We start from the raw sequence: 14120 nt of genomic DNA on the forward strand, positions 1-14120 counted from the left end.
AGAGTGAACCACCTGATCCCTTCCCGAACTCAGAAGTGAAACCTCTTAGCGCTGATGGTAGTGTGGGGTTACCCATGTGAGAGTAAGTCATCGCCAGCTCATTAATTCAAAATCCCCCGAGCTTAAACAGCAGGGGGATTTTTTTATGCTTTTAATAAAGTTATAGTACTTCAATATAAATAAAATTATTAAAAAATAATCCATGTATAGAAAATTTTATCCCAGCTATTTGCTGTTAAATCTCTGTATTTCAGTTATTTTTTTGGCTATTGGTATGTATCCTGATCATGTGTTATTGAACTACTGGATGGTGGTAATACATTGGATTCTCGGAATTGTGCTGATGCATATATTGATTATCCGTTTACCGGTTTTTAATCGCTTTTATATTAATCGAAAAAAATTATATTATTCTATTGTACAAACCCCAATATATAAGCATGCAGAGTATAAGGCAGCACCCGTAATGTCTGGATTAGTGGTCTTTGGCTTGGTGTGTACCGTGTTATATGTATTCAACATGACAGAGTTTTATGTTGAGTATGCGTTTATTGCAGGTTTATCTGCAGGGAGTATGAGTTTTTAGTATGCTCCCTAAACCATCTCTAAGGCTCATTGAACTGCCGTAGCAGCATGCTTTAATACGTCCTTTAAGTCTTCTTCAAAGGGGAGATAGGGGGTAAGTAAGAATCTCATCTCAAGATCATACCTTCACCATCTAGCAAGTTGAACGGTATTTATTTTCGTAGTGGGTGTAATGGTAGAGTTGCTGTAGAAAATAAAGAATAGATAAAAAGAAAACCCATCATCCTGACGGGGTTTCTTCGTATTTCGTGCTTTAGGTATAACTCCTGTCGTACCTCACGATCCTGGTGTACAAACTTATTATTGTTGTTTTCCGTTTGGGAAACATCCTGTTTCCTGATGAATTTAGAATACGAAAATTCTGTGTGTACGCCTAGCCTCAATTATCTTCATTCAATGTAAGCCAAAACGTACAAGGAGACTGAACTATTTATTGGAAAATTTCAGCCATAAAAAACCGCCTATGTCAGGCGGTTTGGAATCAGACTGCTTAAGCAAACATTTGGCTTGCTGCGCAATATAGAATCCATAGAATCGCAATTGCTACGACAGGTTCCAAAACTTTGGCCCAGCCTGGAACAGTCGGTTCTGCTGCTACTGTGCTTTCTACCGGCGCATGATCGGCTTGTTGATGTAACATTTGATTAAACTCCTTCATCGTATCATCTAATGATAGCTCTTCTTGGGGAAGGGGTTTAGAGCCCTTTAACTCTGTTAGCTCGTTTGTTGACCAAACCCAATCATCTGCCTGACCTGACAGATGTTCAATTTGACCCTGTAGTAGCTCTTTTAAGCCATTGCTGCCGAAGTTACCGGTTTCATCTAACTGTTTTAATTCGGTCAGTTGCAGGCTTAAAATTTCACTAATACCGTGTTCGAGTTCAGGTTTAGGCAGTTCAGACTGGTTGTGTACCGAAGTGGTCAGATGACGGGACACTTCCTGAATATACAGCGGATCGAGGGTCTTGATTTCCTGATAGAGCTTATTGTCATCTTCGCGCCACAGACGAATCAGTTTGCCTAGAGTTAGCGCATTGAGTTCCTGGATATATGCATTGCGGCTATCAGCATCGTACTGCTGCAAAAGCTGAGGCTTTTGAATTTTAACCTGATCGCTAAAGTATTGTACTAAATCAAAAGCCATGCATTTACTCCTATTTCTTTTTTAATCTAATAATCTTAGGCTTGGTTTTTTCTTTGGTGTTTCAGTTTGTTCCTCTGTGCTTGATTTTAAAGCATTTGGATCATTTTGGATATGTTCATATTCACTTGGATCAAAGAATAAACCCTGGCCATTTTCACGGGCATAAATTCCCAAAACTGCAGCAATGGGTACATAAATATCGCGTGCTACGCCACCAAAGCGCGCTGAGAAGCTGATCGCATCATTGGAGATGTGCAAGCCATGGACTGCATGTGGCACGATATTTAACACAATCTGGCCATCCTGAATAAACTGCTCTGGCACCATGGTGTTCGGTTGGGTAGCATCGACCAGAATATGTGGTGTAAGCTGGTTGTCGCAAATCCATTCATAAATGGCACGCACCAGATAGGGACGGGTTGGGCTTAAGTTGAGTTCCTGTTCAGACATATCTACTCTCTACTTATTTATTAAAAATTCGCTATAGCGGTTTTTTTCCTGCACGGTTAAGGATTTTACAAATGCAGGGCGACTAAAAATTCGCTGGCAATATAAATGAATCGGGCGGCAATGCTGTTTTGGCAGTTCAATGCCCATGGCTTTCAAGCGCAGGAAAATTGGGGCCAACATACAATCCAGGATGCCAAAGTTTTCCGCCATAAAATAAGGGAAATGCTGAAATAATGGTGTGAGTGAGACCAGTGTATCACGAAGCTGCTTTTGTGCCTTGGCCTGTGCTGCGCTATTCAGGGTATCTTCATGGCAAAGCAGGATATCGGCCAGCTTTAGCCAGTCCTGCTCAAAACGCCAGATGTATTGGCGCTGCTCTGCACGGGGTGCTGGTGCATCGGCATAGAGCCTGTTTTGCCGGTAGCGGTCATCGATATATTCGGAAATAATTGGGGCATGGAACAGTTTTAAATCTTGCTCTACCAGCATGGGTAGGCGATTATAAGGATTCAGGCTGGCTAAATCTTCATCTTCATGGTCGACCAGGACCAGATGATATTTAATATTCTTCTCAGCCAGTACCAGGCGAATCCAGTGCGAGCGGAAATCGTCTGCATGACTGTATAGTGTAATTCCCTGTAGCGGTGTATTTTCCAAGGACATAAATCAGTAAGCAGCAAAATGAATCAGTTAGGATACTAAAATTCAACCTAAAAAGCACGAAGCGAAAAAGGATGAATCGGGTGAAAATGGGTTAGATTATAAAAAAATAACAGGAGCGGCGCAGTATGATGATAAAACTTGTGTTTCTGATGTTCTGCTTAGGAATTGGGGTAGTGAACTATTATTTCAGCAAGGCCTTCTGGCTGCATGAGGGCAGTTGGGGTAAAGATGTACCTGAACAATAAATTCCTTTATCTTTAAAATAACAGCCAATAAAAAAGCCTTGGATAAACCAAGGCTTTTTGTCCAACTCGGTAAACGAATTAACGTTTAGAGAATTGAGGACGTTTACGTGCTTTACGTAAACCAAGTTTCTTACGTTCAACTTCACGAGCGTCACGAGTAACGAAACCAGCTTGACGAAGAGCAGGTTTTAAAGTCTCGTCAGAAGCGATTAATGCACGAGTAATACCGTGACGGATCGCGCCTGCTTGACCACCGATACCACCACCAGCAACAGTGATGTAAAGGTCATATTTTTCAGTTGCTTCAAGAAGCTCTAAAGGTTGACGAACAACCATACGAGCAGTTTCACGACCGAAATATTGCTCTAATGAACGGTTGTTGATCACGAGTTTACCAGTACCAGCAGATAAGAAAACACGTGCAGTTGCGGTCTTACGGCGACCTGTACCATAGTTAGTAGCCATGTGCTGTATCCCTTAGATATCCAAAACTTGTGGCTGTTGAGCAGTATGAGGATGCTCGCTACCAGCGTACACTTTCATTTTCTTGATCATTGCATAACCAAGAGGACCTTTTGGCAACATGCCTTTCACAGCGCGTTGGAAGATTTCTTCAGGTTTGTGAGCAACTAACTTTTCAAAGTTAGTTTCTTTTAAACCGCCTGGGAATTCAGTGTGGCGATAGTATTTTTTGTCAAGTGACTTGTTACCAGTTACTTGAACTTGTTCAGCGTTGATAACAACGATGTAGTCACCAGTGTCAACGTGAGGAGTATAAGAAGTCTTATGCTTACCGCGTAAACGACGAGCGATTTCAGTCGCAAGACGACCTAAAGTTTTGCCAGAAGCATCAACAACGTACCAGTCGTGTTGAACTTCAGCTGGCTTAGCGCTGAGAGTTTTCATTAAACCACTACCTATTATAGTTGGTTTGGACGGTGAATCAGTCCAAACAAAAAGGAGACGAGATTCTAAACGAAATTGTCGAGAACCACAATGAAAATATAAAATTTCAAGCGCTGTATTTTAATCAAAATCCTGAGAAAAGAAAAGACTTGCCAAGAACATCCATCTGCCGTGCCTAGTACTGATCAACTTTCAGCTAAATATCCGCCTTCAAAAGCAGTTTAGATTGCCCCAAAACCGGCCAATCTGCCCGAATCTTCAGCAGAATTCACGGCCGCTGCGGTCAAAGTCTGCTTATAATGGGAGATGCCTTATTGTTTAGGATCAATCATGCTGCCTTTATATGTGACCAGTGGTGAACCTGCCGGCATTGGCCCGGATATTTGTCTGCATCTTGCTGACCGTGTAGATGAGCGTCCCGTTGTGGTTCTGGCCGATCTGGCCATGCTGGCCCAGCGTGCGCAAGTGTTGAAGATGCCGGTAGAACTGATTGAATACAGCGGGCAAACTGCTTCTTCAGAAAAAGGGCAGCTCTATGTCGAGCATGTGCCTTTACAGCAAGCTGTGGTGATGGGCGAGCTGAATCCGCAAAATGCCGCTTATGTGTTGGAACAGCTACGTCGTTCGGCCGATTATGCCATGTCAGGCAAAAGTGTCGGGGTAGCGACTGCGCCGGTACAGAAGTCAGTCATCAATGACGCTGGTATAGCCTTTAGTGGCCATACCGAATATTACCAGGAGTTTGCGGGCGTGCCGCGCGTGGTGATGATGCTGGCCACCAAAACCCTAAGAGTGGCCCTGGCCACTACGCATTTACCGCTGCGTGCAGTGGCTGATGCGATTACCGCTGAACGTCTGCATCAGGTGATTGATATTCTCATCCACGATTTAAAATCCAAATTTAAAATTGAGCAGCCGAATATTCTGGTCTGTGGTTTAAATCCGCATGCCGGTGAGGGCGGTTATTTGGGCATGGAAGAAATTGAGGTGATTAATCCGGTGCTGGAAAGCTATCGCGCGCAGGGCATCCAGATAAGTTTAAGCCTGCCGGCTGATACCTTATTTACTCCGGAAAACCTAAAAGATGCCGATGCGGTTCTGGCGATGTATCACGATCAGGGCTTACCTGTGCTAAAATCGCAAGGCTTTGGTGAAGCCATCAATATTACTTTGGGCTTGCCGTTTATTCGCACTTCAGTTGATCATGGCACAGCACTCTCCCTCGCAGGCAGCGGTCTTGCGAAAAGCTCAAGCCTGAATGTGGCTGTTGATTTGGCGCTGGATTTAGCGCGTCACTGATCTTGTCTTTATTACACGTTGGAAATCTTTATGTATCAGATTAATGCCTTAAACCCGAAAGATGAAGGGCACCACACGCGCAAGCGTTTTGGTCAAAACTTTTTACATGACCAACGTGTGATTGCGAAAATTGTACGCTCGGTCAATCCGCGTCCGGGCGATAATATTGTTGAAATTGGCCCGGGTCTGGCGGCCTTAACTTCACCATTAATTGGTGAATGTGATGCCTTGACCGTGGTGGAACTGGACCGTGATCTGGCTGCCGGTTTGCCGGGGCGTGTGCCACATCCGGAACGTTTAACCATTATTGAAACCGATGCGCTGAAATATGATTTTAGCAATCTGTTTGAAGATGACCGTCCACTCCGTGTGGTGGGTAACCTGCCGTATAACATTTCGACCCCACTGTTGTTCCATCTCCTGGAATTTGGTGACAAAGTCAAAGACATGCACTTCATGCTGCAAAAAGAAGTGGTCGACCGGATTACTGCTGAGCCAAATACCAAAGAATACGGCCGTTTGTCGGTGATGATTCAGTATTACTGCAAACCAACTTTCCTGTTTGAAGTGCCACCGGGCTCTTTTAACCCACCACCAAAAGTGACTTCTGCGGTGTTTCGTTTAGAGCCGTATGAGGTGAAACCGATTGTGGCAAAAAATGAAAAGGCTTTATCGCGTCTGGTTTCGCATGTGTTTACCCAGCGTCGTAAAACCTTGCGCAATAGCTTAAAAGGCATGCTGGCAGAAGATGGTTTTGAAAAAGCCGGTGTCGATCCGATGGCACGTCCGGAAACCCTGACCCTGGCCGAATTTGTGGCTTTGGCAGATCAAATGGTGGTGTAAAACAACGATGGCACGTTATAACTATGTGATTGGCGATGTACAGGGCTGTTTTGAAGCCCTGAAAGCCTTGCTCAAGGAAATCCGCTTTGATCCGGATCAGGACTTTATCTGGTTTGCCGGTGATCTGGTGGCACGTGGTGAAAACTCGCTTGGCGTATTGCGCTTTGTGAAAAAGCTGGCTGATCGTGGTGTTGCGACCACAGTGCTGGGCAATCATGACCTGACTTTGCTGGCTGGTGCACGTGGCCTGAAAGAGATTAAAGACAAAGACCAGACCCGCGATGTGATTGATGCCATTGACAGCGATGAATTGATTGACTGGTTACGCAAGCAGCCGTTATGTGTCTGTCCGAATGAATCGACCATCATTACCCATGCCGGTATTCCGCATTTGTGGAGTGCGGAAAAAACTCAGGCGCTGGCCAAAGAAGTTGAAGCGGTGATTCAGCATGACGATTTTGCGGTGATGGATCATTTTCTGGCCGAGATGTTTGGCAAAGAGCCAGCCCTCTGGTCAGATGATTTGCAAGGCAATGAACGCTTACGCTGTATCGTCAACTATTTAACCCGCATGCGCCTGACCGATGCAGAAGGACGCCTGGAGTTCAGTTTTAAAGACAGTCTGGATGATCCGATGCCGGCCGGGTTTAAACCGTGGTTTGAATATGCTTCGGCTGCGGCTGAAACGCATAAGATTATTTTTGGGCACTGGGCCGCGCTGCAAGGCAAAACCATTTCCGCCCAGATTCAGAATGTTGATGGAGGCTGTGTCTGGGGGCATCAACTGGTGGCTTACCGTCTGGAAGATGACACGATTTTTCAGGTTGATAACCCGCTGGCTGATTTCTAACTACAATCGCCATAAAAAAGCCACATTATGATGTGGCTTTTTTTGTCTGTACTGATTGGTCTTTGTCTGTACTGATTGGTCTTTGTCGATGTGCAGCTTAGTCGATACGAATCCAGGTCTGATTGCGTCCCAGCGCAGACACCCCAAGATTGGCTCTTAAAGTCAGGCGTCTTTTACTGCTGTTTAAACGGATTTTGGCATTATAGATTTTGCCAGCCAGCGGATCGATAACACGTCCGTGGTTATAGGTGCCGGTGCCTGCAACATGCTTAAGGCCTTGCAGGATTTTCATCCCTAAAATGGGCTGGTTGGTAAACGGTGCAGGGCAGTTCTGGCAGAGTTCGCGTGCCTGATAGCCGGGACGAGGTGTGACTTTCACAATAGTGCCGCTATAACTTTTATCGGCTTCCTGGCGAATCTGGATAATGGCTTTGGCCGCACCGGTTTTATCATCAATCTGCTGCCAGGTACCAGACAGATCATCGGCCCAGACATTGCTGCTCAAGAGCGTTCCGGTCGCCATTGTCAGCAATAATTTCTTCAACATAATTAACCCTGTTGCATCCCCTTGTTTTTAGAGGCTGCTATATTAGGTTAATTACTCCAGGAGTCAATAAAAGCCTTACCAGAACTGGGATTAGCGCAAAAACAAAGCCACAAATGTGGCTTCGTTAACAGATTAAAAACGGACTTATTCCATACGAATCCAGGTCTGGCTACGGCCAAGTGCCGATACGCCGATATAGCCGCGCAGGGTCAGACGCTTGCCAGTTGAATTCATCCGGATTCTGGCGTTATAGATTTTTCCTGCCAGCGGATCGATAACCCGGCCTTTTTCATAATTGTTGGTGCCTTCAACATGCTTCAGGCCTTTTAAGATTTCCATGCCCAGAATTGGCTGGTTGGTATACGGCGCAGGGCAGTTATTACAGGTTTCACGTGGCGTATAGCCCGGACGCGGAGTCACTTTAATGATTTTACCGGTATAGGTATTGTTGGCTTCTTTGCGTATTTCAATAATTGCTTTGGCAGAGCCGGTTTTATCATCAATTTGTTGCCAAACACCACTTAGGTCATTGGCGAATGCTGCAGTTGAGAATAACAGGCTAGTGAATGCGGTGAGTAAAATATTCTTTTTCATTTCAATTCCTTTACCGGGTACAACTTTTATTTTTTATCCCTGTTTTCAGGTATAAGACCTGCGGCGCAGAGAGTCAACCCTTATTTTTATAAATTTCTATTTTTCAACGTATTAGTAGAACATGCCACCTCCTGTGGCATGTTCGAATGTAGCTTAGTCTGCTTTAATCCAGGTTTGGCTACGGCCAAGCGCAGATACGCCGACATAACCTCTGAGGGTTAGACGTTTACCGTTGCTGCTCAGTTTGGCTTTGGTGCTGTAAATATTGCCAGACAGCGGATCAATAATCTTGCCGCCGCTATAGTTGAGTTTGCCTTTATACGCCAGTCCTTTTAGTACATCCATGCCTAAAATTGGCTGATTGGTATAGGGTGCAGGGCAGTCCACACAGGTGGTTTTCGGGGTATACCCCGGACGTGGTGTAATTTTGACAATTTTAGCGGTATAGGTGCCATTGGCTTCTTGACGAATCTCTAAAATGGCTTTGGATGAACCGGTTTTATCATCAATATTGCGCCAGGTACCGGAGAGATCTTCCGCGAAAATGCCGGCACTGAATGTGGCTGCCAGAAGTGCCACTGTATATTTAAATTTCCCCATGTTTCTATCCCTTTAATACACTTCAAAAAATTCAATTTTCATCTTAAGAATATTTTTTCATCAACACAAGATGTAAATATTGATTCTTGAGTCACATTTTTTGAATAAAGAGTATAAATGTTGGCAGCCAGACTGCGGTAAACACGGCATTCACCGCCATTCCAAATGCAGCATAACGTCCGGCCACACTACCGCGTTGCCAGGCTTGCGCTGTGCCAATTGCATGCGCAGCAAGGCCTAAGGCCAGTCCTGAGGCGCGCTCATCATTAATATGACGCAGCAGCAGCGGCGAGAAAGCGGCACCAATCACCCCAGATAAAATCACAATCAGAATGGCCAGACTGACCGGTGCTTCCAGTAGGGTGGCAATATTAATGGCAATTGGTGTGGTCACGGCACGGGTGGCAAATGCCATGATGTCATCGCCGGCCATATGTAAGAGATAGGCCAGTCCCATTGGCAAGGCTACGGCACTGATGCTGGCAAACAGCAAAATGCCCAGAATGGCTTTGAGCGGCAGATCATCATAGCGCATGGCCGCCAGCGGAATCGCCAGTGCCACGGTCACATAACCCAGCAGATGGTTAAATAGCGGATTGACCTGTGCCATATAATCTTCATAGGGAATGCCAAATACATACAGCAGTAGCACAATAAAAATCATGCCAAAGACAATGACCGGAATTTGCGGCAGTTTCTGGTTACAGGGTTTGGCAAGCAGATAGGCCACCAGGGTGATTAAAAAGCCATAAACAATTGCGAGCATGTTTTAATCTCCTAGAGCCAGCGTTTGGCCATTTTGGCATACAGCCATAACGGCAGTAGGGTGCTGAGAAACAGCACCACTAGAAAAGCCGGAATTTTATTGCCCATATGGGTCAGCATCAGCAGTGAGCCGGCACTAATCGGTAAAAAGGCAAACGCACTTTCTTTCATAATTTTATTGTTGGTATCGACAATCCGGGCTGGAATTTTATGCAGTCGGCGCCACAGGAAAAGCACCACCAGCAGGCTGAGTAAACCCATCAGGTTGCCCAGTTCAGGATGGTTGAAATAGGTCGCAATCCAGACGGCTGTTTCACGAAATACAATAATTAAGAGCAGTGTGCCAATCCAAGCTGGCCAGTCGATACGTTTAAGCCTGTTCATTTTTTATCAGTCGGTCATATTTTACTGTTCAAGTTTTAACTGATCTCATCATCAATTTCAAATTCTTCTAAAGGCCGTTTAAATTGCTGAGCCTTGGCACCCAGAATTTCGTCCAGCGGCAAGTGCGCCTGACGGATCATCTGTTCCAGTTTGGCCGGGGCCATATTTACGCGCAGATTCAGTTGTCCCTGCTCATCATAGTGCTCGGACTGGATTACATTCAGTTCATAAAACTGGTTGCGTAATTTGCCATAGGCCGGTTTTAACACCACATCAAAACTTTGAATCTGGCCCATCAGACATTCATGCACGGCCTGACGTAACAGCTCCAGTCCCTGACCGGAATGCGCAGAAATATAAACCCGCTCCGGCTGATGTGGCTTGGCATAGACAATTTTGGCTTGCTCGCCGGTGCAGTCGATTTTGTTATAAACCCTGAGCACCGGAACATCTGCGCCAATTTCTTTCAGGACGCGCTCAACTGCTTCAATCTGTTCCAGCATGTCCGGACTGCTGGAATCAATCACATGCAGCAACAAGGTCGCTTCCAGAGTTTCTTCCAGCGTGGCCTTAAATGATTCCACCAGCGAGTGCGAGAGATTACGGACAAAACCCACGGTATCGGCCAGCACCAGCGTACCAATCCCATCCCATTCCAGCCGGCGTAAGGTCGGGTCGAGCGTAGCAAAGAGCTGATCGGCGGCGTAGACATCGCTATTGGCCAGAATATTAAACAGCGTCGATTTGCCGGCATTGGTATAGCCAACCAGTGATACGGTAGGAACGGCGGCTTTTTGACGGGCCACACGACCCTGCATACGGGTCTGGCGGACTTTATCCAGTTTGGCTTTCAGCTGGCCCATACGAATTCTTAACAGGCGGCGGTCGGTTTCCAGCAAGGTTTCACCCGGACCACGTAAACCAATCCCGCCTTTTTGACTGTCCAGATTGCCGCGGCTACGAATCAGGCGTGAGGAGAGGTGATGCAATTGTGCCAGCTCGACCTGCAATTTCCCTTCATAGGTCCGGGCGCGCTGGGCGAAAATATCCAGAATCAGCTCGGTCCGGTCGACCACACGGCATTTCATGATTTTTTCAAGATTACGTGCCTGTGCCGGCGTCAACGCATGATCGAAAATCACCAGTTCAGCCTCGAGTTCTGCAACCAGCGCAGCAATTTCGTCCGCTTTACCAGAACCGATAAATAACTTGGCATCGGGTTTAATCCGCTGGGCAAACACATGCTGCAAAACTTCAGCGCCTGCAGACTTTGCAAGCAGATGAAATTCTTCTGCATCAAGGTCTTCCAAAATCTGCACGCTGACGCTCACGAGCACAACGCGTTCACCGCCTTGATGTTGCTGGTAATCTGGCACCTGGGCATTTCTCCTCATGAAAATTCTATTCTAGAGCAAAAAGCGCCAGCTGCGTGAACTAGATGAAGATGATTACAGCAGCATGACAAAAAGCAGGCGAATCCTCACAATCCCCAGTTTGGAGGCTGTATCATCATTTCGTGAGATAGAGGAATGGGCAGTTTGATCGTTGCCTCTGATCCATCAGGATGATCATTACATCAAGGGATTTGCTGTGGATTTATCCATTGCAGCAAGACTGTAGAAGAATTGGCATAGCGCATTTCAATTGAGCGATCTGGACAGTTTTTCGATGCTTATGATCAATGTCTGGTCAATTGCTTCAAGATAGAATACAGTTCTCTGAACAATTCTTGCTGTGATTTTCGCAATTCACGATTATGCTATGTCTCAAGTTTCTTTATCTTCATCCGCTTCAATGAATAGTTTGTCCAAATTTTTTCTCTATTCTAAAAAAATCACTGCCGGTCTGGCAGCGGTGAGCGAAGGCTTTTATCTGGTGTATCGTCACAGCTTGTATAAGCAGCCGAATAATCCGCAGAATACCCGTTATGTGCAGCATTTTTGCCGTCAGTTGTGCAAGGTGTTCAATATTGAAGTCGAAGTGCATGGAGAAATTCCCACCCAGCCGGCCTTATGGGTCAGCAACCATGTGTCGTGGCTGGATGTGCCGGTGCTCGGTTCAGGTGCGCGGGTATTTTTTCTGGCCAAAGCTGAAATTGAGCAATGGCCGGTGTTTGGAAAGTTGGCCAAAGGTGGCGGGACCTTATTTATTAAACGCGGTTCGGGCGATTCAATTAAAATCCGCGACCAGATTACCCAGTTTTTAAAACAGGATGTGCCGGTACTGTTTTTCCCGGAGGCCACGACTTCGGATGGGACTAAAATTAAAAAAGTACATGGCCGTTTATTGGGCGCGGCAATTGAAGCGCAGCGTCCGGTGCAAATCTGCCTGATCTGTTATATCAACCAGCAGGGCGAGCTGGATACCGTAGCGCCGTTTATCAATGAAATGACCTTTATTGAGCATGTTAAAAATGTGCTGGAGATGCCGAAAGTCACCGCACATTTAATGGCTTTAAATCCGATTTCGGTAGAAGGGCATACGGTGGAAAGCCTGACCTCGCTGGTTCAAAACAAGATGATTGAGGGCTTGGAGCAGCTGCATCAAAAAGTCCTGATTCAGCAGGCCAGTGCTTAAGCTTTAACCTGTGTAGCAGGCTTACATAAAGCCTTCAATTGGCAGCCAGGAAATGATTTTCATGGCTGCTTTTTCATACCATTTCATTTTCGGTTCTTTAACAAATACGCGTTCTTCGCCTTTGCTGTTCACGACGCGCCAGTTAATGTTGTTTTGTGCATCCAGCACCAGACGGTAGGCATATTTGGATAAATTGGCATCCATGGTCTGATGCACCGATTTCGCCAGCGTCGGACTGTTGAGCAATACCCCAATTTCACTGTTTAAATAGGCTGAGCGCGGATCAAAATTAAAAGAGCCAATAAAGACCTGTTTTTCATCCAGTGCCATCAGTTTGGCATGCAGGCTGGAACGGCTCAGGCCTTTTAAGCTGACTTTGGCTTTTTTCGACAGTTCTTCGGTATTGCTGTTCAGATGCTCGGCCTCGGGTGCATATAAAAACTCATACAGCTCGACATCATTTTCCAGTAAGTCCTGACGGTATTTGGCATAAAACGCGTGTACCAGCGGAACGTCATTGGCCTTATAGGAATTGGTCAGTACCCGCACCTGTACGCCGTCATTGGCCAGCTGTTTTAAGCGGTCAGCCCCGGATTCTTCCGGCACAAAATAGGCCGAAATAATATCCACACTTTCAGTCGGTTTTTCCAGATGACTGAGCAGCTGGAAATTCAGTAATTCTTCTTTGGGTGCGCGGTCTTTAATCTTGCTTGGCGAGTCTTTCACCACTTCTGCTTTGACCCAGTCAAACTGGATTTTGTGGTTAAACCACTGTTCAATGGCTTGGGAGCGTGTGGCTAAATCAAGATAATTTTGTACCGCCACTTCTGCAGAATGGTCTTCGAGCTGCTGTTTCAGGCTTTCATAACGCAGATGATGCTGCTGTGGATTGACCAGCTGCTTGACCGAATAGGCATAATCATCATTCCAGTATTCATCAAAGGAGTGAATGATTTCATCGGAGGCAGAACCGACCAGCATCACATCGACATCGGAAAACTGATAGCTGTCGCTGACGTTATAATACTGGTTACTCATATTGCGCCCGCCAATCAGGGCAATCTGGTTATCGGCAATAAAGCTTTTATTGTGCATGCGCCGGTTGATACGTTTTAAATCTAGCACCATGTCCATGGCGCGGTATTTACGGAAGCGGTACGGATTGTATAGCTTGACGTCGATATTGCTGTGCTGGTCCAGCGCCAGATAAATACCTTCCATTTTCTTGGCATTGTTATCATCGACCAGCAAGCGCACTTTCACGCCGCGATCAGCTGCGCGAATAATTGAATGTAGTGCCAGCGCCCCGATTTTGTCGTTGTCCCAGATATAATATTGCAGGTCTAGGGTTTCTTCTGCCTTATCAATTAAATACAAGCGTGCTGACAGGGCTTCCAGCGGATCGTACAGCACCCGATAACCGGTCAGCTGCGGATTTTTTTCACGCAGCGGCAATACAATCTGGGCCAGATGGGTATGCTCGGTTGGCGTTTCAAAAGCCATTTGAACCGGATGTTCAATCTGTTTGGGCAGGGTTGAACAGCCACTGACTCCCAACACTAAACTGCAACTCAACAGCATGGCCGCGGTAGAAGAAGACATAGAACTTCTCGCGTATGTATTTGATTGCAAATTAAATTTGTCAGGATGTATCATATTGTCTAAAAC

At 45.9% G+C, this 14120-nt stretch carries 16 protein-coding genes and 1 rRNA gene; 5 read left to right on the forward strand and 12 right to left on the reverse strand.

The genetic code is table 11. The annotated features are described in order from the left end of the window. Nucleotides 1–99: ribosomal RNA gene (gene rrf, locus FTT89_RS12320) — 5S ribosomal RNA — on the forward strand; the annotation flags it as partial. 976 nt (nucleotides 100–1075) lie between these two features. Here rrf and FTT89_RS12325 read toward each other — a convergent pair. From FTT89_RS12325 to rplM, 5 genes are all read right to left on the reverse strand, one after another. Next, entirely contained in the window at nucleotides 1076–1729 is a 654-nt protein-coding gene (locus tag FTT89_RS12325; protein ID WP_005175723.1) for a hypothetical protein, read from the reverse strand. Nucleotides 1730–1750: 21 nt separating this feature from the next. Beyond that, complete coding sequence (locus FTT89_RS12330; protein WP_005175725.1) at nucleotides 1751–2179, reverse strand: ClpXP protease specificity-enhancing factor; 429 nt, start codon at nucleotides 2177–2179, stop codon at nucleotides 1751–1753. Nucleotides 2180–2188: 9 nt separating this feature from the next. Beyond that, complete coding sequence (locus tag FTT89_RS12335; RefSeq protein WP_168384832.1) at nucleotides 2189–2842, reverse strand: glutathione S-transferase N-terminal domain-containing protein; 654 nt, start codon at nucleotides 2840–2842, stop codon at nucleotides 2189–2191. A 323-nt stretch (nucleotides 2843–3165) separates the two neighbouring features. Beyond that, nucleotides 3166–3552, reverse strand: a complete 387-nt coding sequence (gene rpsI / locus FTT89_RS12340) for a 30S ribosomal protein S9 (RefSeq protein ID WP_004785251.1) — start codon at nucleotides 3550–3552, stop codon at nucleotides 3166–3168. 12 nt (nucleotides 3553–3564) lie between these two features. Beyond that, nucleotides 3565–3993, reverse strand: a complete 429-nt coding sequence (gene rplM, locus FTT89_RS12345) for a 50S ribosomal protein L13 (protein WP_004857442.1) — start codon at nucleotides 3991–3993, stop codon at nucleotides 3565–3567. Nucleotides 3994–4323: 330 nt separating this feature from the next. Here rplM and pdxA point away from each other — a divergent pair, with 330 nt between their 5' ends. From pdxA to FTT89_RS12360, 3 genes are read left to right on the forward strand one after another with little or no spacing between them, the layout of a single operon-like run. Next, a complete protein-coding gene (gene pdxA, locus FTT89_RS12350; protein ID WP_180006869.1) occupies nucleotides 4324–5292 on the forward strand; it encodes a 4-hydroxythreonine-4-phosphate dehydrogenase PdxA in 969 nt (322 codons plus the stop codon). Nucleotides 5293–5322: 30 nt separating this feature from the next. Next, nucleotides 5323–6135 carry a 16S rRNA (adenine(1518)-N(6)/adenine(1519)-N(6))-dimethyltransferase RsmA gene (gene rsmA, locus FTT89_RS12355; RefSeq protein ID WP_180006868.1) on the forward strand — a complete coding sequence of 271 codons (813 nt, stop codon included), beginning with the start codon at nucleotides 5323–5325 and terminating at the stop codon, nucleotides 6133–6135. A 7-nt stretch (nucleotides 6136–6142) separates the two neighbouring features. Continuing rightward, the gene (locus FTT89_RS12360; RefSeq protein WP_160243508.1) at nucleotides 6143–6985 is read left to right on the forward strand and encodes a symmetrical bis(5'-nucleosyl)-tetraphosphatase; all 843 of its coding nucleotides are present in this window, start codon (nucleotides 6143–6145) and stop codon (nucleotides 6983–6985) included. Nucleotides 6986–7082: 97 nt separating this feature from the next. On the opposite strand, the gene FTT89_RS12365 is transcribed toward FTT89_RS12360, so the two are convergent. From FTT89_RS12365 to hflX, 6 genes are all read right to left on the reverse strand, one after another. Beyond that, nucleotides 7083–7532 (reverse strand): DUF2147 domain-containing protein, encoded by a 450-nt coding sequence (locus tag FTT89_RS12365; protein WP_160243507.1) that lies wholly within the window; start codon nucleotides 7530–7532, stop codon nucleotides 7083–7085. A 144-nt stretch (nucleotides 7533–7676) separates the two neighbouring features. Then, nucleotides 7677–8126 carry a DUF2147 domain-containing protein gene (locus FTT89_RS12370; RefSeq protein WP_016659799.1) on the reverse strand — a complete coding sequence of 150 codons (450 nt, stop codon included), beginning with the start codon at nucleotides 8124–8126 and terminating at the stop codon, nucleotides 7677–7679. 153 nt (nucleotides 8127–8279) lie between these two features. Next, nucleotides 8280–8726 (reverse strand): DUF2147 domain-containing protein, encoded by a 447-nt coding sequence (locus FTT89_RS12375; protein WP_075167922.1) that lies wholly within the window; start codon nucleotides 8724–8726, stop codon nucleotides 8280–8282. A gap of 91 nt (nucleotides 8727–8817) precedes the next feature. Beyond that, nucleotides 8818–9492: an LrgB family protein gene (locus FTT89_RS12380; protein ID WP_016659801.1), complete on the reverse strand. Its 675-nt coding sequence runs from the start codon at nucleotides 9490–9492 to the stop codon at nucleotides 8818–8820. 11 nt (nucleotides 9493–9503) lie between these two features. After that, on the reverse strand, nucleotides 9504–9875 hold the full coding sequence (locus tag FTT89_RS12385) for a hypothetical protein (protein ID WP_045794996.1): 372 nt from the start codon (nucleotides 9873–9875) through the stop codon (nucleotides 9504–9506). A gap of 35 nt (nucleotides 9876–9910) precedes the next feature. Continuing rightward, nucleotides 9911–11269 (reverse strand): ribosome rescue GTPase HflX, encoded by a 1359-nt coding sequence (gene hflX, locus FTT89_RS12390; protein ID WP_034597358.1) that lies wholly within the window; start codon nucleotides 11267–11269, stop codon nucleotides 9911–9913. A gap of 367 nt (nucleotides 11270–11636) precedes the next feature. Here hflX and FTT89_RS12395 point away from each other — a divergent pair, with 367 nt between their 5' ends. Next, the gene (locus tag FTT89_RS12395) at nucleotides 11637–12452 is read left to right on the forward strand and encodes a 1-acyl-sn-glycerol-3-phosphate acyltransferase (protein ID WP_034597361.1); all 816 of its coding nucleotides are present in this window, start codon (nucleotides 11637–11639) and stop codon (nucleotides 12450–12452) included. A 21-nt stretch (nucleotides 12453–12473) separates the two neighbouring features. Here the strand turns inward: FTT89_RS12395 and FTT89_RS12400 are convergent, their stop codons facing one another. Further along, complete coding sequence (locus FTT89_RS12400; RefSeq protein ID WP_168382188.1) at nucleotides 12474–14054, reverse strand: phospholipase D family protein; 1581 nt, start codon at nucleotides 14052–14054, stop codon at nucleotides 12474–12476. Nucleotides 14055–14120 lie beyond the last annotated feature (66 nt).

It is taken from the genome of Acinetobacter sp. YH01025 (assembly GCF_013420185.1).
GTDB lineage: Bacteria > Pseudomonadota > Gammaproteobacteria > Pseudomonadales > Moraxellaceae > Acinetobacter > Acinetobacter indicus.